Below are 20,292 nucleotides of genomic sequence, written 5' to 3'. Positions count from 1 at the left end.
AAAGCGGGCGGCGGCGCGTGCCGTCACAACGCGCTTTGCCTTGCCGTCTCGGCGAGACTATACGGGTGAGCGGGGACGAACGAATTACGCCCATTGGCTCCGCCCTAGGCCATTGTCGCAGCGCAACCTCGCTCAGCCGGAATCAGACAAGAATGTCATCCAACGCAGCATCCGAACTCTTCGTCGATGGCCTGCTCGACGTGTCCTTCGCGCGCGGCATCGTGCGCGTGGACCTCTACAGCCTGTCGGCGGTCGAGAAGAACGCACAGGGCCAGCCGAAGCCGGAGCTGCGCCAGCGCCTGGTGCTGAGCGCGCAGGGCTTCGTCGATCTCGTGAACGGTCTTCAGATCGCGGCCCAGTCGCTGCGCGAGCGCGGTGCGCTTCCGGGCGCACCGGCGGCCGTCCCGCTGCGGGCCGTCGAGGCGGAGGCACCCGCGCCTGAGCCCGACGCGGCCCCGGCCGCAGCCGCGGCCCAGGCCCCGGCCGACACTGCCACCCGGGCCGTTCCCGCCCGCACGCCGCGCTCGCCGAACTTTCCGGCCAGCGCGGACCAGCTCGAGAGGGTGTGACGCCGCACATGTCCGTCCCCGACAACCAGAATCACACCTCGCTCCACTGCCTCATGCTGGTGGCGCGCCACCGTGGCGTCGAGCTGTCGGTGCAGCGCATGCTTCACGACTACGCCATCGGCGACGAGGCGCCGTCCCGGCCCATGCTGCTGCGCATCGCGCGTGACGCGAAGCTGCGCGCGAAGCTCGGGCGGCTGCGCTGGTCGGACCTGCGCAAGGTCGGCGAGGCCTATCCGCTCCTGGTCCCGCTCAAGAACGGGAACTGGGTCGTGCTGGCGGGCTATCGCGAGGCCGACGACCACGTGGCGGTCTTCGACCCGCTGGCCGACGTCCCGGAGATGATGTTCCTGTCCGAGGACGCGTTCTGCTCCGCCTGGACGGGCGACGTGCTGTTCGTGAAGCGCGCCCAGACCGCCGACGATCCCAACCGCCGCTTCGGCATCGGCTGGTTCGTGCCGGAGATCATGCGGCAGTGGAAGCTGTTCCGCGACATCGGCATCGTCGCGCTGGTGATGCACTTCCTGGCGCTGCTGTCGCCGATCTTCATGCAGCTCGTCCTGGACAAGGTGCTGACGCACGAGGGCTACTCGACCCTCTACGTGCTGACCATCGGCATCTCCTGCGCCATGCTGTTCGAGGCGTGCTTCGGCGCCCTGCGCCAGTATCTCGCCCTCTACGCCACCAACAAGATCGACGTCCGGGTCAACGACCGGATCTTCACGCGCCTGCTGAGCCTGCCGATCCACTTCTTCGAGCGCGCCTCGACCGGCATGCTCGTGAAGCACATGCAGCAGGCCGCGAGCATTCGCCAGTTCCTGACGGGCTCGCTGTTCATGACCATGCTCGACGCCACCGTCCTGCTGGTCGCCGTGCCCATGCTGCTGATGTACAGCGTGAAGCTGACCGTCCTGGTCGTGCTCTTCGCGCTGCTGATCGCCTCGGTGATCGCGATCGTGATGAAGCCGTTCCAGCGGCGCCTGAAGGAGCTCTACGAGGCCGAGGGCGAGCGCCAGGCCCTGCTGGTCGAGACCATCCAGGGCATGCGGACGGTCAAGTCGCTGGCGCTCGAGCCGCACCAGCGCCGCCATTGGAACGACAGCTCGGCGCGCAGCGTCGCCATGCAGTTCCGCGTCGGCAAGATTTCGCTCAGCGCCATGGCCGTGGTGCAGTTCCTGTCGACCTTCATGACGGTCGCGGTGCTGTTCGTGGGCACCCATTCGGTCTTCGACGGCACGCTGACCATCGGCGCGCTGGTCGCCTTCAACATGCTGTCGGGCCGCGTCACCGGCCCGCTGGTCCAGATGGTCGGGCTCGTCCACAGCTACCAGCAGGTCTCCCTGTCGGTGAAGATGCTGGGCTCGATCATGAACGAGACGCCCGAGCGCGGGAACGCCGGCCTGCGGCCGCCGCTGCGCGGTCGGATCGAGTTCGACAACGTGTCCTTCCGCTATTCCCCGGACAGCGCGCCGGTCCTGAACGAGGCGTCCTTCACCATCGCCGAGGGCATGATCTTCGGCCTGGTCGGCCGCAGCGGGTCGGGCAAGACGACCGTCACCCGCATGATCCAGGGCCTCTACCCGCCCCATGGCGGCGTGATCCGGATCGACGGCTACGACATGCGCGAGATCGACCTCGTCCATCTGCGCACCCATACCGGCGTCGTGCTGCAGGACAACTTCCTGTTCCGCGGCTCCGTGCGCGAGAACATCGCGGCGGCCCGCCCGGACTGCACGCTGCTCGAGGTGATGGAGGCCGCCAGGCTCGCCGGCGCGGACGAATTCATCGAGCGCCTGCCGCGCGGCTTCGACACCCAGCTCGAGGAGAACGCGGCGAACCTCTCGGGCGGGCAGAAGCAGCGCCTCGCGATCGCCCGTGCGCTCGTGACCAACCCGCGCATCCTGATCCTCGACGAGGCGACGAGCGCGCTCGACCCCGAGAGCGAGGCGATCGTCCAGCGCAACCTGAAGCAGATCGCCAAGGGGCGCACCCTGGTGATCGTCTCGCACCGGCTGTCCTCGCTGGTCGAGGCCGACGCGATCATGGTCATGGACCGCGGCCGGATCGAGAGCATCGGCCGGCACCACGAACTGCTGGCGCGCAGCCTCGTCTATCGCGGGCTGTGGAACCAGCAGACCAAGCACATCGCCTGAGCGGGACCAGATCATGAGCCACGAAGCCGATCCCAAGGGCGGGCAGCCGGGCCTGACCCTCGGTGCCCTGCAGCCGGACGCCAGGTCCGGCGCCGGACGCCGCGCCCGGCGCGAGGCCGCCCGCAAGGCGGCGCGCCAGCGCGACATCAACGAGCTGATCGTCGAGTTCCAGTCGGACTCCGTCGAGATCGAACACGGCCCGCCCCCGCGCGTCGCGCTGATCACGACCTACATGCTGCTGGCGCTCTTCGCGGTGGCGGTGACCTGGGGCTCGCTGGCCGAGGTCGACCGGATCGTGAGCGCGACCGGCACGCTGGTCACCACCGACCCGCAGATCGTCGTACAGCCCTACGAGGTCGGGGTGATCCGCAGCATCGACGCCCAGGTCGGGCAGGTCGTGCGCAAGGGGCAGGTGCTGGCGACGCTCGATTCCACCTTCGTGAAGGCCGACGTCTCCGATCTGCAGACCCGCAAGAGCAGCCTGGTGGCCGAGGTCGCGCGCCTGCGCGCCGAGGTCGACGGCAAGCCCTACGCGCCCGGACCCAACGCCTCGGCCGACGAGCTGCTGCAGGCGACGATCCACCAGCGCCGCATCGCCTCGTTCCGCTCGCAGGTCGAGGTCGCCGAGCAGGACATCGCGCAGACCGAGGCGAACATCCGCACGCTGATCGCCGACATCCAGGTCAACGAGCAGCGCATGGGCGTCGTCACCGAGGTCGAGAAGATGCGCAACGACCTGGAGCGCACGGCCGTGGGCTCCAAGCTCAACGTGCTGATCGCCCGGTCGGACCGGCTGACGGTGACGCGCGATCTCGACCGCGCCCGCAACTCGCTGGCCGAACAGCGCCACCGCCTGAGCGGGCTGCAGGCGCGGCGCGAGGCGATCGTCCAGAACTGGCGCCAGGAGGCCGCGAGCTTCCTGGTGGAGGCGTCGCGCCGGCTCGACAGCGTCGAGGAGCAGCTGCAGAAGGCGGTACGCCGCAGCGAGCTAGTGACGCTGACGGCGCCCGAGGACGCGGTCGTGCTCTCGGTGGTCGACCGGTCCGTCGGCTCGATCCAGCAGGAGGCCGAGCCGCTGATGACCCTGGTCCCGCTGAACTCGAAGCTTGAGGCCGAGGTCAAGGTGGATCCGAGGGACGTCGGCCTGATCGCGACCGGCATGCCGGTGCAGGTCAAGCTGGACGCCTTCCCGTACCAGAAGCACGGGATGATCCATGGCGACCTGCGCACGATCAGCGAGAACACGATCAAGCCCCAGAACCAGCAGGACAACCGCAGCTTCTACCGGGCGCGGGTCGGACTGGACGAGATCAAGCTGCGCGCCATGCCCGAGAACTACCGCCTGCTGCCCGGCATGACGGTGGGCGCCGAGATCAAGCTCGGCACGCGCTCGGTGCTGTCCTACTTCCTGTATCCGCTGGTCAGGACCTTCGACGAGAGCCTGACGGAACCCTGACCGGGGGCACGGACACGTCCATGCACTTCCTGTTCTTCCACCAGACGACGCCCGGTCAGTTCGAGCGTGTGGCGACCCGGCTCGCGGCGGAGCCGGGCAACCGGGTCTTGTGCCTGGGCCGCCGTCCGGTCTCGGAGACCCTTCCGGGCCTCGAGGTCCGGACCTACGAGATCGACGGCGATCCCAAGGCGAACCCGCACCGCTTCCTGCGCGAGGCGGACCTGGCGGTCCGCCACGGCGAGGGCATCGCCCGCGCGGCCATGGCGCTGAAGGCCGAGGGGTTCCGCCCCGACGTCATGATCGGCCATGCCGGCTGGGGCGAGGGGCTGTACCTCAAGGACGTCTGGCCGGACGTGCCGCTGGTCTCGTATTTCGAGTACTACTACGACGGCCGCGGGCTGCTGGCGGGTTTCGACCGCGCCGAGCCGCTGCCTTTCGATGACATGATGCGCGTGCGCACCAAGAACGCCGTCAACCTGATGTCGCTCGAGGCCGCCGACTGGGGCATCTCGCCGATGGTCTGGCAGCGGCTGCAGTACCCCGCCCATTACCGCGACCGCATCTCGGTGATCCATGACGGCGTCGACACGGCGCGGGCGCGCCCCGATCCCGCGCAGGTCGTGCGCCTGGCCGACGGCACCGTGCTGCGGGCCGGCGAGGAGATCGTCACCTATGTCGCGCGTGGGCTCGAGCCCTACCGCGGCTTCCCCGTCTTCATGCGGGCGCTGCCCGAGATCCTGGCCCGCCGGCCGCAGGCCCGGGTCGTCGTGGTGGGATCGCCCCAGACCGCGTACAACTCGCCGCTCCCCAACGGCGAGACGTATCTCGCGCGCATGCTGGCCGAGCTCGGCGACCGCCTGCCGCGCGAGCGCGTGAGCTTCCTGGGCTGGGTCCCGTTCGAATCCTATCTGGGCCTGCTGCGCGTCTCGGCGGCCCATGTCTACCTGACCCATCCCTTCGTCCTGTCCTGGTCGATGATGGAGGCCATGGCTTCAGGCTGCGTGCTGGTCGGCTCGGCGACGCCGCCGGTCGAGGAGGTCGTCCGCCACGGCGTCAACGGCTTCCTGTGCGAGTTCGGATCGCCCTCGGCCGTTGCGGATACGGTGGTCGAGGCGCTGGCCCGGCGGGCCGAGCTGGGCCCGATCCGCGCCGCGGCGCGCCAGACCATCGTCGACGGCTACGACCTGGAGCGCGTGTCGCTGCCGCGCTACCGGACCCTGATCGAGGCGATCGCGTCGGGCCGCCGGCCGCAGACCTACGATACGCCGACTCACGACAGGCCGGCCGCGGCATGACGGCGGACGTCCCGCTGACGGTGGTGGTCGAGGGGTGGCGCTGGGTGCTCCACTCCTACGCGATCGTGAACCAGTACCATCTGGTGGAGCTGGCGCGCCGGCCGGGCCTGCGCCTGTTCCACCGCGACCGCCCCTATTACGGGGCCAAGTGGACGCCGCTGCGCGGCCTGTTCCCGGCCGATGCAGAGGCGACGATCGCGGCGGTGCCGCCACCCCCGCCGGGGCTGGTGCCCGACATCGTGCTGCGGCTGACCGTGCCCTACGACCTGTCGGCCGCCGAGGCCGGGGCGACCATGGTGTTCGTGACCGCCGACATGGGGCGCCTTCCCGACGAGATGGTCGTGGGAAAGCGCCCGGCCGCCGCCGTGCAGCGCGAGACGGGGGCTTTCATCCTGACGCCGTCGCGCTGGTCGCGGGACGGGCTGGTGCGTACCGGCGTCGACCCCGACCGCGTCTTCGTGGTGCCCCATGGCGTCGACCCCGCCTGCTTCCGCCCGGCCTCGGCCGAGCGGCGGGCCGAGCTGCGGGCCCGCCGCGGCTGGACCGGGCGGTTCGTGCTGCTGAACGTGGGCGCGATGACCGCCAACAAGGGCGTGGCCGAGGCGATCCGGGCCGTCGCGCGCCTGGCCCCGCGGCATCCCGAGCTGCTGATGGTGTTCAAGGGCGGCGATCACACCTACCGCTCGCGCCAGCTCTTCTCCGAGGTTCTCGGCGCGCTTCCGGCGGCGCAGCGGGCCCTCGTCGCCGAGCGCATCGTCTATGACGGCTCGACCCTGGGCTTCCAGGAGATGGCCGAGCTCTACCAGGCGGCGGACTGCTACGTCTCCCCCTACAGCGCCGAGGGCTTCAACATGCCCGTGCTTGAGGCGGCGGCCTGCGGCCTTCCTGCGGTCTGCACGGCCGGCGGGCCCACCGACGACTTCGTGGCGGACGGCTTTGCCCGGCGGATCGCCGCCCGCGTCGTGGAGACCGGCGGCGGCTACCGCCACCTCCGGATCGAGGAGGACGACCTGGAGGCCTGCCTTTCCGCGGTGATCACGGACGGCGCCTGGCGCGAGCGCGCCCGCTTCACGGGGCCGCGGCACGTGCATGGCGGCTTCTCCTGGGCCGCCGTGACGGAACCGCTGGTCGCGGCGCTTCGGGCCGCCGCTGCACGCAACTGACGGGATTGCCGACACGCCGATGCGCTACCTGTTCGTCCACCAGAACTTCCCGGCCCAGTACAGGCAGGTCGTCCAGGACCTGGTCGCGGATCCCGCGAACGAGATCGTGTTCCTGACGCAGCCCAACGCCAAGACCATGGCGGGCGTGCGCAAGATCGAGTACCGGCCCGAGCTCTCGGCGCCGCAGGGGATGTCGCCTTATCTGGGCCCGGTCGAGCCCGCCATGCGCAACGCCGAGGCGGTGTGGAAGGTGGCGAAGCAGCTCGCGGCCGAGGGGTTCCGGCCCGACCTGATGGTCGGGCACAACGCCTGGGGCGAGATCCTGTTCCTGAAGGACGTCTGGCCCGACGTGCCCCTCCTTGGGCTGTTCGAGTTCTTCTACCGCGCCAAGGGCGCCGATGCCGGGTTCGACCTGTCCATAGCCAAGCCGCGGGCCGATGCGGACGCGCGCCTGCGCATCCAGAACACGGTGAACCTGCTGGGCCTCGATGCCGCCGACTGGGGCCACTGCGCGACCCATTGGCAGCGGCGCCAATATCCGCGGGTGCACAGGTCCAGGATCTCGGTGATCCACGAGGGGATCGACACCGCGGCCGTGCGCCCGAACCCCGGGATCCGGGTGAACCTGGCCGGGGCGGGGCGGGTGCTGACGCCCGAGGACGAGGTGATCACCTATGTCTCGCGCAGCCTGGAGCCCTATCGCGGCTTCCACATCTTCATGCGCAGCCTGCCCGAGATCCTGCGCCGGCGTCCCGCCGCGACGGTGATCGTGATCGGCGGCGACGATGTCAGCTATGGCGGCGCGCTGTCGGACGGCCGGACCTTCCGCCAGGCGCTGACCGAGGAGCTCGGCCCGCGCCTGGACATCAGCCGGGTCCATTTCCTGGGCCGCGTGCCGTTCGAGCAGTACCTGGCGGTGCTGCAGCTCTCCTCGGTGCACATCTACCTGACCTATCCTTTCGTGCTGTCCTGGTCGATGATCGAGGCCATGTCGGCGGGCTGCATGGTGGTGGGCTCGGCCACGCCGCCGGTGCAGGAGGTGATCGCCGACGGCGTGAACGGGCTGCTGGTCGATTTCTTCTCGACGACGCAGATCGCCGATGCCGTCGACCGGGTGCTGGACCATCCGAATCGCATGCGCGCGCAGCGCGAGGCCGCTCGGCGCACCGCCGTCCTGCGCTTTGACGCCAAAACCATCTCGGTGCCCAGGTTCCGTGCGCTTTTCGACGCCCTGATCGAGGGCCGCCAGCCCGAGACCTATGTCGACCCGCGGCTCGATCTGCTGGTGGGCGGCGACGGCGCCTGAGCCCGCGCGCACGCGCAGTGCGGCGCCGGTGCAACGCCTTTGCCGAGAATTTCGGCAAAGGTCGCGGTAAGGGGCCAGGAGGCCTGTAACCTCCGGTGTCCCAGCGCTTTTGTCGGTTGCAACTTCCCCCTTTTTTCAGGTAGCAGTTACTCCGAACGGGTGGGTCCAAAGGGGCTCCCCGTCGGGCAACTGCGCTTGAGGGATAACCCATGGCGACTTTTAATGGTACGTCGTCGGCAAACGACGTGCTGTATCTGGGCACCGGTGCCACCGATGCCCTGACCGTTTCCATCGCCCCGGTGGAAACGATCATCGGTACTGCTGGCACCAACGATCAGGTGGTGCTCGATCCGGCTGCGGCGACGACCGCCGTCACCGGCGTCGAGTCGATTAGTGCGGTCGGTGCCGGCACGCAGACCATTGTGCTTCTTGGCACCGGTTCCGCGCTCCGCAGCACGTTTACTGCCGCACAGACTCTTGGCTCCACGACGATCACCGCCGGCACCTTCGGCGAGACGATCGCGGTGGCGGGCATCGAGGCGGTGATCGGCGGCAGCGGGTCCGATCGCGTCACGATCGTCGGCAGCAGCGTCGGGGCGGCCATCTCGGTCAGCGGTGTCGAGACCATCATCGGCAGCACGTTTGGCGGTGAGTCGCTGACGCTGCTCGCGGGCGGTCAGACCACCACGGTCGACCTGTTCGAGAGCATCACCGGCAGCATCGGCACCGATGTCGTTCTGCTGGGAACCTCGAACCAGACCGTAGAGGTCCGCAACGTCGAGCAGGTCATCGGCGGTGCCGGCACTTCCTACGGCGTCACGCTCAGCAATGCCTCCGGTCAGACCCTGACGGTTTCGGGCGTTGACACCATCACCGGCGGGACCGGTGCGGACCGTGTGACCCTCGGGACCGGCGGCAATGACGTCGTGGTTTCCGGCGTCGAGACCCTGTTCGGCTCCTTCGGCACCGCCAGCGTTGACGTGGTCAGCCTCAGCAATGCTGCTGGCAACACGATGATTCTGATCGGCGTCGAGTCGCTGACGGGCAGCTCCGGCTCCGACGTTATCACGCTCGGTGCGGCCGGCAGCACGATGACCATTTCGGCCATCGACGTGCTGAACGGCGGATCGGGCGCTGAGCGCATCACTTTCGCCACGGGTGGCGTCAACGTCACGATCTCGGGCATCGAGACGCTTGTTGGCTCGACCTATGCTACGGATGCCGTCACGCTCGCCTCCGGCGGTAACGTCATCACCCTCTCGGGCATCGAAACCCTCGTTGGCGGCGCCGGCGTCGACGTCGTCACGCTCGCCGCTTCGGGCACGGCCACCTACCAGCTCACCGTCAGCGGCATTGAGAGCCTCGTGGGCGCCGCTTCGACGACGGACACCGCGACCGGCGTTGAGACGGTCTACAGCGAGAACGTCATCCTCGGTTCCGCCGGGACGACGGCCACCTTCTCGGGCATCGAGACGATCACGGGTTCGGGCCTCAGCGGCACGCGCGACGTCATCACGCTCGGCAACGCGAGCAACACGCTCACTGTTTCGGGCATCGACACCCTGATCGGCGGCTCGGGCGTTGACAGCATTACGCTGGGCGGTGTGGGCAGCCAGACGCTCGCGGTGATCGGCATCGAGACGCTCGTCGGAAGCGGCGCCACCAGCGACCAGGTGAACCTCGCGTCGACCGGCGTCGTCATGACGATCTCCGGCGTCGAGATCATCAACGGCGGCGCTGGCGCTGACCGCATTACGGTCGGTGCCTCCGGGACGGAGCTCTCGGTTAGCGGCATCGAGACGCTGTTCGGAGCCACGGCCGGAACTACGAACGTTTCGCTTGGTACCGCCGGCACGACGATCACCCTCGTCGATGTTGACGCCCTGGTTGGTTCCACGCGGGCCGGCGACAGCGTGACGCTCGGCGCACGTGGCAACACGATGAACGTCACGGCCATCGACACGCTGTTTGGCGGCGCTGGCAGCGATGCCATCACGCTGGCGAACACCAGCGGCACGACCATGATCCTGGTCGGCGTCGAGACCCTCGTGGGTGACTCGGCCGTCACGGCTCGCGACGTCGTCTCGCTGGGTGCGCGCGGCAACACCATGACGGTCTCGGCCGTCGAGGTGCTGAATGGTGGCAGCGGGTCCGACCGCATCACTCTGTCCGGCACCAGCGTGATCACCGTCTCGGGTATCGAGACGCTGATCGGTACGGGCACCGAGACTGTTACGCTCAGCTCGGGCGGTGACGTGATCTCCATCCAGGGGATCGACGTTCTGAACGCAGGCGCGGGCGCCGACAGCGTGACGCTTGGCACGGTCGCGGAGGTGATCACGGTCACCGGCGTCGAGACCCTGTTCGGTGGCACGGCCAATGATAGCGTCACCCTCGGCGCGACGGCCGGCAGCACCTTGATCCTGGTCGGGGTCGAGACGCTCGTTGGCAACACCGCTGGTGCTGACAACGTCACCCTGGGCAACCGTGGTTCGACGATGACTGTCTCGGCGATCGAGACGCTCTTCGGCGGTGCGGGCGCTGACAGCGTGACGCTGGGCACGGACGGCTCCACGATGATCCTGGTCGGCATCGAGACGCTGACCGGTGGCACTGGCTCCGACCTGATCACTCTCGGTGCCCGCGGCGCGACGATGACCGTCTCGGCCATCGAAACGCTGCGCGGCGGCGCGGGGGCGGAGCGGATCACGCTCGGCAACGCGGCGCAGGTGATCACCGTCTCGGGTATCGAGACGCTGTTCGGTGGCGACCTGGGTGACAATGTCACGCTGGGCTCGACCGGCAACTCCATCATCCTCGTGGGCGTCGAGACGCTGACGGGCGGTGCGGGTGCCGACAGCGTGACCCTCGGCGCGCGTGGCTCGACGATGACAGTCTCGGGCATCGAGACGCTGTTCGGCGGTGCTGGCGTGGACGACGTGCGGCTGGGTGATACTGGCAACACCATCATCCTGGTCGGCCTTGACAGCCTCACGGGCGGTGCGGGCACTGACGTCGTTAGCCTCGGCAATCGCGGCAACACCCTGACCGTCTCGGCCATCGAGACGCTCACCGGCGGCGCCTCGGCCGACGTCGTGGTCGTCACCGGCGGGACCGGCATGACCTTCCGCGGAAACGCGGGTGCCGACTCGCTGACCCTGGTTGCTGGTACCAACACCGACGTGGTGGTCTACGCCGCGGCGGCTGACGGCAGCGCGCTCGGTACCGCGACCGGTGCCGACACGATCACCAACTTCCAGACGAGCGACACGATCTCGATCGTGGGTGAACTGCGTACGCTGGTGGACGACAATCCTAACAGCGTCCTCCAGGTGAACACGGCGACCACGGGGACTGCGAACTTCACGACGAGCGAGGCGGTCGTCCTGACCACCACCGTCTCGGCGCTGGACGACGCGGGCTTCGCGGCCTTCCGGACGGCTCTCGGCAACGTCGCCGGCAGCAGCGCCGGTGCGGATGCCCTGGTCCTTGCCAACAACGGCAGCGACACGGGCCTGTACCTGGTCACCGACACCGACGGCAACGGCACGGTCGCGTCCAACGAAGTGCGCCTCCTGGGTCGCTTCAATGGCGTGATCCTGACCGGGACCAACCTCAACCTGGGCTGATAACCTCAGCATTGGGTCTCTACCGGGGGCAGCCGCAAGGCTGCCCCCATTTTTTTTGGCGTACCGGCTGGCAATGCCGTCACAGCCGATCGCGGCCGCCTTCAGGGTTCGAACGCACTGCCGAGCGCAGGGCTGGGTGTAGCGCGGCGCGCTGCACGGGCACGGAGAAAGAAGCGCTTCAGCAGAACTTGGAGCGATCCCGGGCTCGGATCTCAAGCCGCCACCCAGCGCTCGTGACAAATCGAGGGATTCAGCGTGGGATGGCGACGACGTGTTGCAGCTCGCAGTCGTGAAATGCGCGCTGTAGAGAGGATGGAGTTCATCCTCGAATCTCAATGGCCTTAGAGGACGGTGACGAATTGTAGCCTCCAGGGGCTAAACTTGACACCTATGCTAGCCCATGGGAGAACGGCCGAAGTTCAGAGGTCCCTCTCTTGTCGTGAGATCCTCGCAGTAGAAGTGAAATGGACATGCAGGACCAAAACCAAAATATTTTGTCTGGTCTCAGGCTTGTCGAGGGGCTGTTCGCGCAGGGGCGGTTTGTTGAAGTCAGGCAGGTCGGCAAGCAGGTGCTCGATACTGCTGGACCCGTGACCGAGTCCGGCTGGCACTTCCTGGTGCATCAGATTATTCATGCCGCCGAGAAGGAACTCGAGCGGCAGGCTACGGTTCCAGCGAAGAAGCTCAATATCGCCGTTGTCGCAGTCGCAACCGGAAAGTACTTTAGGTTTGTCGATCCTCTCGTCTCATCGCTTCGCGCAAATTTCCTCACATCTCATGATGTAAAAATTTTCGTCTTCTCGGATACGTATAAGTCGACGTCGGATGACGTTCACGTGCAGAAGGTCTCTCGGAAGGGGTTTCCTGGAGATACGCTGTACCGATATCATTATTTTGCCAGCATGTATGATGTTCTTCGTGGGTTTGACTACATCTTCTATCTAGATGCCGATATGTCCGTGTGTGATGTCGTCGGTGACGAGGTCATTCCAAGCTACGGCCGGACGCTCGTCGGCGTCGCTCATCCTGGCTTCTTCTGCATGCAGAACTATCTCGGAACTCCTGAAACACGGAGCGAATCCGTGGCGTTCCTGCCTGCCACTCAGTCACGCTACTGCTACTGGGCCGGGGGCTTCAACGGGGGCAGGGCGGACGCATTCCTCGACATGTGCGTTGCTCTTGCGCGTGCGGTCGATGAGGATGCGCGCCGCGGGACAACAGCTGTCTGGCATGACGAATCGCACCTCAACCGCTACTTTTCCGCGCATGCCGGTGCTGTCATGACCCTTACACCGGCTTACTGCTATCCCGAGGGGACCAACCTGCACCTTCCCATGAAGAGAAAGATCATGGCCCTCAAGAAGGATCATGCCGAGGTAAGATCCTTGTGAGCGACGGGATGGGCTGACGAGCTCGACAGCCATTTCAAAGCCGAAGGCAGCCGATAAACCGGATTAGCAACCCGCCGTGAAAGATCTTAGTCAATGACCAATCTGCGCAGTCAGGCGTCGTGGGATCAAAGTTATGCTGCCGTCCGGTTCGCAAAGGCGGATGAGAGCAGCAGCGTGGCCAGGTTTCTTAAGAACTCAGCAGCGGGGCTCACGGGTGAATGCATCGAGATCGGATGCTTTCCCGGCCAGTTCCTGCCGATCCTTGGCGATCTCGGTTTGAGGCTTAACGGGATCGATCTGGCGCCTGGAACGGATGACGCGCTTCCCACTTGGCTGCGGGGCCTTTCCTATGAAATCGGGCAGTTCGTTCGACAGGATTTCACGGAGTGGGCGCCAGAGAAATCATACTCGTTCGTCTATTCTCTTGGCTTTCTTGAGCACTTCGTGGAGTGGCCGAGCATCATCGCCCATCATGCAAAGCTCGTGGTGCCGGGCGGAACAATAGTTCTCGGAGCTCCAAACTTCTCGGGGATCCTGCAGCGCATCCTTCACAAGTTCCTAGATGGCAGAAACTATTCGACCCATTACGTCCCGTCGATGAACACGGAGGCCTGGTCAAGGGTGCTGGAGTTGCTGGGCTTCGATGTTACGTACGCGGGGCCCTTGGGAGGATTCGATTTCTGGGCTGAAGGTGATGTGCGCAGTCCTGTTCAAGACGCGTTCCTGGGGGTGGTCCAGAAGGCCCGCCCTTACCTGATGTCTTTGCCCGACTTGAACGGGTTCCATACGTCCAGCTACCTGGCCTTGGCGGCCAAGCGCCGGCCGCAGGTTGACGTGATGCAGCGCTACCAGCAGGCTGCGCCCGTGATCGAGATGATCCGATCCGATGCGGACGAAAAAAGTGCTGCGCTCGATACGGTGGCTGACGGGATTATCTCGGCCCTCAAGGCGCATATTCGGTAACAGACAGCCAGAGCGCGAAAATGACTGTCAGAATATACACATACGCTGACAAGCGGCCGGACTTCATCGCCGCTCAAGATGTATGCTTTAGGAAATTCATGCGCGAACCGTATGAGTTCGTCGTATTCAACAACGGGTCGACTCCCCAATTGGTTGAGGCTGTCGACCAAGCCTGCCGCAATCGGGGTATCAAATGTATACCGGTAGAAGGCAGGCGGCATGATACACCTGGAATCGCGTGTTCATATAGCATCCAATGGTCTATGGAGAACATAATCCGCTACGATAATGACGTAAGCGTCATTATCGACTCGGATATGTTTCTTCTAAAGGGTTGGTCGTTTTCCGAGTTTCTCGGTGATTTTCATTTGGCGGCTCTACGCCAGCGACGTCGCCACGTTCGTTATATTTGGAATGGTCTGGTGGTCATGCGGCCAGCGGCAATTCCTGGCTTGAATGAAATGAATTGGCATGGTGGCTATGTCGACGCTGTGCCGGTCGACGTTGGTGGTAACTTGTTTCATTGGATGAACAAGTACGCAGACAGGTTGCGATTCAAGCACATTTATGACAGCGGTGCAATTGAAGCACGGGCGGACAACCTGTTTCTTCTGCCGGAGGAGGTCAGGCCTTTATACCGAGATGAATTTTGCATTCAGATTTTGGAGGGGGCTGTTGTCCACTATAGAAAGGGCAGTAACTATAATCAGATGGGGAATGATTACCATGTGCAGAAGTCAAGGTTTTTCGAGAACCTTATAAACGGGTGTGTCTCCGGACGGTTCTCTCTAATGGATTTTGACTACCAGTGGATGCGGCCATGCGGTATGGAGGGCGAGTAGGAATAAATCCTGGGTGGTGTAGGGCGGCAGTTAGGTGGCGTAATCACGGTGAGCAGATACTGTGCCTAGCGCGAGCGTTATGGATTTTGGAATGCCGTCTGTAAATTATAGTAAATGATTTAGAGAGCGGTCGGAATGATTACGATGTTTGATATCGGCTACAACGGCCGACTCGGCAACCAGATGTTCCAGCTAGCTGCCCTATATGCAAGAGCGAAGAGTGGTGGATTTGATCTTCGCTTGCCGCTTGAGAACACAAGCTTCAGGCCGCTCGGCCCGGCAGATGCTCAAACAGGCAATCCCATGCCGGTTAAACTGGACCTCTTTGACGCATTTGATCTGAATACGGACTGTTTGAGGCCGCTTGAGCAGATCCGTTCTCATATAAAATTTCTGTTCAATGAGCCCGGGTTTGAGTACAGCGCTGATGTTCTTCGGACACCAGATGGAACTGCATTCCGGGGCTATTTTCAGAGCTTCAGATATTTTTTAGAGTGCGCTGCTGATGTAAGGAGACTTTTCACGTTCAAGAACGCTTGGCGGCTTGAGGCCGAAAGCTACCTTCGTGATGTCAGGCGAGGCGATTGTGAGTTGGTTTCGCTTCATGTCCGCCGGACGGATTACGTTGGCGCCGCCAACCTTCATTATGCATTGCAAAATGAATATTATAGGGTTGCCGCAGATCGTGTGGGCGCAGGGCGAAGATTTCTTATTTTTTCGGATGACCTGGATTGGTGTCGCGAAGAGTTCTCGGACCTGGAAGCGCAGTATGTGGAAACAACCTCGCCCTACATAGATCTTCAAATCATGGCAATGTGCGATCACCACATCATTGCGAATAGTAGCTATAGCTGGTGGGGGGCTTGGCTCAATCCGACGCAGAGCAAGACCGTGATCTATCCTCGCCAGTGGTTTGCGGGGCAGTCTGCCAAGAGTACGAAGGATCTCTGCCCAGGAGACTGGATGGCAATTTGAAGCCAGGGGGTAGGTCGGGCGTGGTCAGCCAGGACTAGGTTATTGGCGGCGACGTCCTTGGGTGGGATATAAGAGACAAACACCGTGTGAGCGGTTGAGCACCTTGCGCTCCCGCTCCGGCTTTGTGCCGATCGCCTGCTGGCGGGCGGGCGTGGTGCTGATGTCGGCCTGACGACAACTTCGCTCGCCCATGGTCGCCAGACCCAGGCTTTCCTTCAGCAGGTATCGCCGCCTCGTGCCGCTGCAGTTGCTCCGGCACCGCGCGTGCGGTTCGCGCCAAGTCGTGCACTGGACGGCCGCGGCGCGACCGCCCGGGCGGCAACAGGTTCAGGAGACGCCGGAGCCGCCCGGTTCTCCCCGTCTTCACCGCTTGCCTTAAGGGAGCTTCAGGCAACCGGCAACGGAAATCAGAAAGCGAAACTCGGAACGATGCCGGCGTCGGCGTTACATACCTTGGATTACGTCAGGGTGATCGACGGGCAGAAGATCAGTGCCAGTCCACCAGTTTGCAGATCTGGGCGGCCTTGTTGCGGATCATCACATGCTCCTCGGGCGTCATGTGCGGATACCGGTCGTAATGCCATTCGCAGATCAGCTCGCGGACCATTCCAAGGCTGCCATCGAAGATCATTTTTGTGAGTACGGCGTACTCTGCTCCCTCGATATCCATCTTGAGAACAATAAAGTCGTTTGCAGTGAAAGCGCTCACGATCCAGCGGCTTATGTCGACGCAAGGAACCGTGACATGCTTGGAGTAGTCGATTTGGCTGAAGCCGTACTGCGGGTGCTCGCGCTTTCCGCTGACGATCGTTGAAGCAACGTCTTCGTTCGACTGGAAGAAGCTGATCTGCCCATCGCGGATCCAGGCCGCTGCGGAGTGATGGACGATGTTGCGGCCGAGTTTCTGCGCAACGGCAGCGATATCGTTACGAAGGGCTTGGTTCGGCTCGAAGGTGAAGAGTTCGAAGTCCGGATGCTCCCGGCCGAATTTTTCGGTCACCACTCCATGGTTCGCGCCGAGGTCGATAAAGACTTTCCGCATGTGCATGCCCTTCATGTGCCACATCCGGGACCATCCGGGAGTTCGGTGAATCAAGTCTTAAGATCGTATGAGCTTGCAATCCGCGCCGCATTGGCATGTCGCCCGCGGCGTCAAGCCGAAGGGGCTGGCTGGGTGGGGCGGTAACGGATTGTTATCCAGGATTGTCCATCGTTGTGCGCTGGCGCGGCAGGCGCCGATCACTCAGAGCGACATGATGCAAATCTCCGTCAACGATGCGCTTTGCTATGCCCTTCAGCACCATGCGGCGGGTCGCCTGGATGATGCGGCGGCTCTCTATGAGGCCATTCTCCGCGTCGTTCCTCAGCAGGCCCAGGTGAAGGCGCTCCAGCACCAACTGGCCTTGCAGAAGGGACTCCAGGCTTCGGTCCGTGCGTCGCGGGAGCAGTGCGAGCCCTTCTACCTGCCGAACCAGACCTGCCAGGTGCGCGGCCTGGGGGCTCTTCTCGAACATCATCTTGGCCGTAAGACGGACGGCCGCTTTGTCGAAGTCGGAGCTTTCGACGGCGCGACTACCAGCAACACCGAATTTTTGGCCGACCTCGGATGGTCCGGTCTCTATATCGAGCCGGTTCCGGAGTACGCCCGCCTGTGCTTGAAGCGCCACCGCCACAGCATCGGGATCGAGGTGGCCCAGTACGCCGTGGGCTCAACCGAGCAGGACATCGAGATCTTTGTCGCCGGCGTGCTGACGACAGCAGCCCCCACCGTTCGGGACATGTATGCGACCATCGACTGGGCCAAAACGCTGCACGCGCAGGGCAAGACCATCACGGTCCCACAGAGACGGCTGGAAACGCTCCTCGAGACATATCAGGTCCCTCCCGGCTTTGACCTGCTGGTGATCGATGTCGAGGGGCGCGAACTGGACGTTATGCACAGCTTCGACCTGACCCATTGGAAGCCGAAGATGGCGATTGCGGAGCTTTCCGACGATCATCCGGACCTGAAGTCGGATGACGTGACCTCGGCCGGATCCCGGAAGGTCCGGGAGATCTTTAGCGCTGCCGGATACCGCGAGGTCTACCGAGACACGATCAATACCGTATTCGTGCGAGGCTGAACCAAAGAGGAAGAGCACGAGGCGCGAGCCGGTGACAAACACGGATCTGCGGGCTAAGCTCTCCCATAGCCGTCCGGCGCGGGCTTGATCAGTTTGATGAAGTAGATTGCAGCGCCATGCTCGCGCCGGAATCCAGCCGAACGCCGCAGGAAAAGATGTCCCGCCCCGCGGCCTTCCTCGACCGTGACGGCGTGCTCAACATCGACCGCGGCTATGTGCACCGGCCGGACCAGCTCGAATGGGTCGGGAACGCGCCGGAAGCCGTGCTCCTGCTGAACCGGCGGGGCTATCTCGTCTTCGTGGTAACGAACCAGTCGGGCATCGCCCGCGGCTTCTTCGGGCGTGCGGCGGTCGATGCGCTGCATGCCCACATGCAGGCGGAGCTGGGTCGCCTGGGCGCCCATGTGGATGCCTTCGCCCTGTGCCCGCATCACCCCGATTTCGACGGCGACTGCGCCTGCCGGAAGCCCAGGCCCGGCATGCTGCTCGACCTGATGGCGGCCTGGCCCGTCCGCAGGGAGGGCAGCTTCCTGATCGGCGACAAGGAGACCGACCTGGAGGCGGCGTGCGCGGCCGGCCTTCCCGGCCATCTCTTCCCCGGCGGCGACCTGCTGGCCTTCGTCCGCGGCATCCTTGGCGAAGGCCCCGGGGCAGACTGACGACGCCAGGCGCAGGGCCTTGCCCAGTGCGCCAGCACGGCGGCTTGGCGCGCGGCCGGCTCCTGCCCTGCGCCGATGCGCAGGAGGGAAGGGCACCTATTCCGGCGGGCCGCTCCGGGCAAGCTCCAGCACCAGGTCGCGCTCGGGGCGCTCCTCGTGCGGACGGTCCGCGCCGCGGCGGCTATTCGCCGTGACGATGGCGATCAGCAGCCAGGTGCCGTGGAACAGGCAGCCGCAGAGCAGCACCGCCATGCCCGAGATCGGCCCGATGGCCGCCCGCGCCCAGAACTCGTCCAACGTCGTGATCGGGACCGGGTGGATGATCAGCTTGCCGAGATAGGCCGTCACCTGGATCAGGAAGATCCAGGCATAGTTGTGCCGCAGCCGCCGGCCCAACGCCTCGGCCATGGTGATGTGCAGGACGGGATTGCGATAGTCCCGGTAGAGGATCCGGCTCCATTCCCGGTCGCGGCGGCCCCGCTCGCCGCGCAGGATCGGGCCGAAGAAGTAGACCTCCAGGATATGCGCGCGGATGCGCCAGAAATCGAAGAACCGGTAGCGCCGCGCCTCGATGAACAGGAACACCCCGACCAGCAGCCCCACCAGCATCAGCGGCAGGGGCGAGGCCGACGGGTCCGCGAAGGTCAGCGACAAGGCCAGCCCCGTGCTCACCACGGCCCAGTTGGTGGTGGTGTCCAGCCGCGTCCGCCAGACCGTGCTGCGGTAGAGCTCGCCCCGGTACAGATGGGCCAGCACGCCCATCTCGGCCGCGCTGAAGCCCGTCTCCGCCGCCGGAAGCCTTGCTCCCGTCGCTGCCGGCCGTCCCGCCTCGTCCATCGCATTCTCCCCCGGGCCGCGCCTTCGCGGCGCTTCCAGAGGTGAACAGCGCAGGATCGCGGATTGCGCCGGCCCGTCGGGGGCCGCGCGGCCGTTGCGGCCCCCGGTCAGGTCGTTTGCGGTCGCGGGGCGGAAAGGGGGCTCAGCCCGGGATCGCAGACTTGATGAGATAGGCCGCGAAATCGGCGGCCTTCACCTTGGGCGGCACCAGCTCCTCGGCGCCGGCCATGGCGCGGGCCACCAGCAGATGGTTCTCCACATTGGCCTGGGGCACGCGGAAGATGCCGGCGGCCCCCTTGATCCGGGGATAGTAGAAGGGATCGACGGGCTTCACCTTGGCCGCCAGGCGCTCCAGCGCCTGCTCCTCGGTGAGGCCCTCGACCTCCTGCTTCTTCACCAGCGTCCAGTCCGTCTCGCCGGCCCAGCCGGTCTCGATCAGCGGCTTCACGGGCTCCTCGGCGACGCCGACCTTGTACACATGCTTGCCCAGGCCGACGTCCGAGGCCCATTTCGTCAGGTTGGCGCTGCGCGCCACGTAGATCACGGCCATGCTGCCCTGCGTCTTCGCCCGGTCTCATCGTCCTGGGCGTGCTCGCCCCAACACGATGGGACCGGGCGCAGTTCTCCCACGAAACCAATCCCGGGCCAAGAGGCGAGGGCACGGGCGCGGGGGGCTGGGCGGCGCTCAGCGCGTCTGGGTGAAGCCCTCGGGCGTGGTGGTCTGCTCGATGTGGCCCTTGCCCTCCTGGCCCTCGGCGTCGGGCGGAACGTCGCGCTCCTCCGCCGTGTGCATGCCGGCATTGGCGGCGTCCAGCGCATCGCGGGTCTTGGGGGCGGGGTTGGCGATGGGGTGGGCCTCGCCCTCCTCGATCCGCTTGCCCTCGGCGCGCTTCTCGCGGGCGTAGTCCTCGAATTCCTTGCTGGCCATGGCGGG

The 20,292-nt window shown here is 65.1% G+C and carries 17 protein-coding genes; 13 read left to right on the top strand and 4 right to left on the bottom strand.

The features are described from left to right. The first annotated feature begins 152 nt into the window (after positions 1 to 152). The 11 genes from JUB13_RS04595 (at position 153) to JUB13_RS04545 (ending at position 15,739) form a co-directional block, all read left to right on the top strand. Positions 153 to 569 carry a hypothetical protein gene (locus JUB13_RS04595; protein WP_207477545.1) on the top strand — a complete coding sequence of 139 codons (417 nt, stop codon included), beginning with the start codon at positions 153 to 155 and terminating at the stop codon, positions 567 to 569. A gap of 8 nt (positions 570 to 577) precedes the next feature. Continuing rightward, positions 578 to 2,719: a peptidase domain-containing ABC transporter gene (locus JUB13_RS04590; RefSeq protein WP_207477544.1), complete on the top strand. Its 2,142-nt coding sequence runs from the start codon at positions 578 to 580 to the stop codon at positions 2,717 to 2,719. Between the two features lie 13 nt (positions 2,720 to 2,732). Beyond that, a complete protein-coding gene (locus JUB13_RS04585) occupies positions 2,733 to 4,175 on the top strand; it encodes an HlyD family type I secretion periplasmic adaptor subunit (protein ID WP_207477543.1) in 1,443 nt (480 codons plus the stop codon). Positions 4,176 to 4,195: 20 nt separating this feature from the next. Beyond that, complete coding sequence (locus JUB13_RS04580; RefSeq protein WP_207477542.1) at positions 4,196 to 5,470, top strand: glycosyltransferase; 1,275 nt, start codon at positions 4,196 to 4,198, stop codon at positions 5,468 to 5,470. Next, the gene (locus JUB13_RS04575) at positions 5,467 to 6,633 is read left to right on the top strand and encodes a glycosyltransferase family 4 protein (protein ID WP_207477541.1); all 1,167 of its coding nucleotides are present in this window, start codon (positions 5,467 to 5,469) and stop codon (positions 6,631 to 6,633) included. The genes JUB13_RS04580 and JUB13_RS04575 overlap by 4 nt, the downstream gene beginning before the upstream one ends. 19 nt (positions 6,634 to 6,652) lie before the next feature. Next, a complete protein-coding gene (locus tag JUB13_RS04570; RefSeq protein WP_207477540.1) occupies positions 6,653 to 7,939 on the top strand; it encodes a glycosyltransferase in 1,287 nt (428 codons plus the stop codon). Positions 7,940 to 8,148: 209 nt separating this feature from the next. Further along, positions 8,149 to 11,568: a beta strand repeat-containing protein gene (locus JUB13_RS04565; RefSeq protein WP_207477539.1), complete on the top strand. Its 3,420-nt coding sequence runs from the start codon at positions 8,149 to 8,151 to the stop codon at positions 11,566 to 11,568. Between the two features lie 464 nt (positions 11,569 to 12,032). Continuing rightward, positions 12,033 to 12,959, top strand: coding sequence for a glycosyltransferase family protein (locus JUB13_RS04560; protein WP_207477538.1), 927 nt, complete (start codon positions 12,033 to 12,035; stop codon positions 12,957 to 12,959). A 93-nt stretch (positions 12,960 to 13,052) separates the two neighbouring features. Further along, entirely contained in the window at positions 13,053 to 13,922 is an 870-nt protein-coding gene (locus JUB13_RS04555; protein WP_207477537.1) for a class I SAM-dependent methyltransferase, read from the top strand. 263 nt (positions 13,923 to 14,185) lie between these two features. After that, complete coding sequence (locus tag JUB13_RS04550; RefSeq protein ID WP_207477536.1) at positions 14,186 to 14,764, top strand: hypothetical protein; 579 nt, start codon at positions 14,186 to 14,188, stop codon at positions 14,762 to 14,764. A 144-nt stretch (positions 14,765 to 14,908) separates the two neighbouring features. After that, positions 14,909 to 15,739 (top strand): alpha-1,2-fucosyltransferase, encoded by an 831-nt coding sequence (locus JUB13_RS04545; RefSeq protein ID WP_207477535.1) that lies wholly within the window; start codon positions 14,909 to 14,911, stop codon positions 15,737 to 15,739. A 487-nt stretch (positions 15,740 to 16,226) separates the two neighbouring features. On the opposite strand, the gene JUB13_RS04540 is transcribed toward JUB13_RS04545, so the two are convergent. Next, positions 16,227 to 16,796, bottom strand: coding sequence for an FkbM family methyltransferase (locus tag JUB13_RS04540; protein ID WP_207477534.1), 570 nt, complete (start codon positions 16,794 to 16,796; stop codon positions 16,227 to 16,229). 52 nt (positions 16,797 to 16,848) lie between these two features. Between JUB13_RS04540 and JUB13_RS04535 the strand changes: the two genes are divergently transcribed. Together JUB13_RS04535 and JUB13_RS04530 are read left to right on the top strand one after the other, a co-directional pair. Further along, positions 16,849 to 17,862, top strand: coding sequence for an FkbM family methyltransferase (locus tag JUB13_RS04535; RefSeq protein WP_207477533.1), 1,014 nt, complete (start codon positions 16,849 to 16,851; stop codon positions 17,860 to 17,862). 155 nt (positions 17,863 to 18,017) lie between these two features. Beyond that, positions 18,018 to 18,521, top strand: coding sequence for a D-glycero-alpha-D-manno-heptose-1,7-bisphosphate 7-phosphatase (locus tag JUB13_RS04530; RefSeq protein WP_207477532.1), 504 nt, complete (start codon positions 18,018 to 18,020; stop codon positions 18,519 to 18,521). 96 nt (positions 18,522 to 18,617) lie between these two features. Here JUB13_RS04530 and JUB13_RS04525 read toward each other — a convergent pair whose 3' ends face one another. The 3 genes from JUB13_RS04525 to JUB13_RS04515 all read right to left on the bottom strand — a co-directional run bounded on the left by JUB13_RS04525 (position 18,618) and on the right by JUB13_RS04515 (position 20,286). After that, the gene (locus JUB13_RS04525; protein ID WP_207477531.1) at positions 18,618 to 19,358 is read right to left on the bottom strand and encodes a DUF2270 domain-containing protein; all 741 of its coding nucleotides are present in this window, start codon (positions 19,356 to 19,358) and stop codon (positions 18,618 to 18,620) included. 142 nt (positions 19,359 to 19,500) lie between these two features. After that, entirely contained in the window at positions 19,501 to 19,908 is a 408-nt protein-coding gene (locus tag JUB13_RS04520) for a hypothetical protein (RefSeq protein ID WP_207477530.1), read from the bottom strand. A gap of 135 nt (positions 19,909 to 20,043) precedes the next feature. Then, entirely contained in the window at positions 20,044 to 20,286 is a 243-nt protein-coding gene (locus JUB13_RS04515; RefSeq protein WP_207477529.1) for a hypothetical protein, read from the bottom strand. Positions 20,287 to 20,292 lie beyond the last annotated feature (6 nt).

The organism is Arenibaculum pallidiluteum (assembly GCF_017355985.1).
Classification (GTDB): Bacteria; Pseudomonadota; Alphaproteobacteria; order Azospirillales; family Azospirillaceae; genus Arenibaculum; species Arenibaculum pallidiluteum.
The sequence above is the reverse complement of the archived record's forward strand: the minus strand, read 5'-3'. Positions and strand labels throughout refer to the sequence as shown.

Excerpts from the sequence above, each read along its gene's own strand:
- JUB13_RS04575 (WP_207477541.1), top strand. The coding sequence starts at position 5,467 with ATGACGGCGGACGTCCCGCTGACGGTGGTGGTCGAGGGGTGGCGCTGG.
- JUB13_RS04520 (WP_207477530.1), bottom strand. The coding sequence starts at position 19,908 with ATGGCCGTGATCTACGTGGCGCGCAGCGCCAACCTGACGAAATGGGCC.
- JUB13_RS04530 (WP_207477532.1), top strand. The coding sequence starts at position 18,018 with ATGTCCCGCCCCGCGGCCTTCCTCGACCGTGACGGCGTGCTCAACATC.
- JUB13_RS04590 (WP_207477544.1), top strand. The coding sequence starts at position 578 with ATGTCCGTCCCCGACAACCAGAATCACACCTCGCTCCACTGCCTCATG.
- JUB13_RS04585 (WP_207477543.1), top strand. The coding sequence starts at position 2,733 with ATGAGCCACGAAGCCGATCCCAAGGGCGGGCAGCCGGGCCTGACCCTC.
- JUB13_RS04565 (WP_207477539.1), top strand. The coding sequence starts at position 8,149 with ATGGCGACTTTTAATGGTACGTCGTCGGCAAACGACGTGCTGTATCTG.
- JUB13_RS04560 (WP_207477538.1), top strand. The coding sequence starts at position 12,033 with ATGGACATGCAGGACCAAAACCAAAATATTTTGTCTGGTCTCAGGCTT.
- JUB13_RS04525 (WP_207477531.1), bottom strand. The coding sequence starts at position 19,358 with ATGGACGAGGCGGGACGGCCGGCAGCGACGGGAGCAAGGCTTCCGGCG.
- JUB13_RS04535 (WP_207477533.1), top strand. The coding sequence starts at position 16,849 with ATGAGCTTGCAATCCGCGCCGCATTGGCATGTCGCCCGCGGCGTCAAG.
- JUB13_RS04515 (WP_207477529.1), bottom strand. The coding sequence starts at position 20,286 with ATGGCCAGCAAGGAATTCGAGGACTACGCCCGCGAGAAGCGCGCCGAG.
- JUB13_RS04595 (WP_207477545.1), top strand. The coding sequence starts at position 153 with ATGTCATCCAACGCAGCATCCGAACTCTTCGTCGATGGCCTGCTCGAC.
- JUB13_RS04570 (WP_207477540.1), top strand. The coding sequence starts at position 6,653 with ATGCGCTACCTGTTCGTCCACCAGAACTTCCCGGCCCAGTACAGGCAG.
- JUB13_RS04540 (WP_207477534.1), bottom strand. The coding sequence starts at position 16,796 with ATGAAGGGCATGCACATGCGGAAAGTCTTTATCGACCTCGGCGCGAAC.
- JUB13_RS04555 (WP_207477537.1), top strand. The coding sequence starts at position 13,053 with ATGACCAATCTGCGCAGTCAGGCGTCGTGGGATCAAAGTTATGCTGCC.
- JUB13_RS04580 (WP_207477542.1), top strand. The coding sequence starts at position 4,196 with ATGCACTTCCTGTTCTTCCACCAGACGACGCCCGGTCAGTTCGAGCGT.
- JUB13_RS04545 (WP_207477535.1), top strand. The coding sequence starts at position 14,909 with ATGTTTGATATCGGCTACAACGGCCGACTCGGCAACCAGATGTTCCAG.
- JUB13_RS04550 (WP_207477536.1), top strand. The coding sequence starts at position 14,186 with ATGGAGAACATAATCCGCTACGATAATGACGTAAGCGTCATTATCGAC.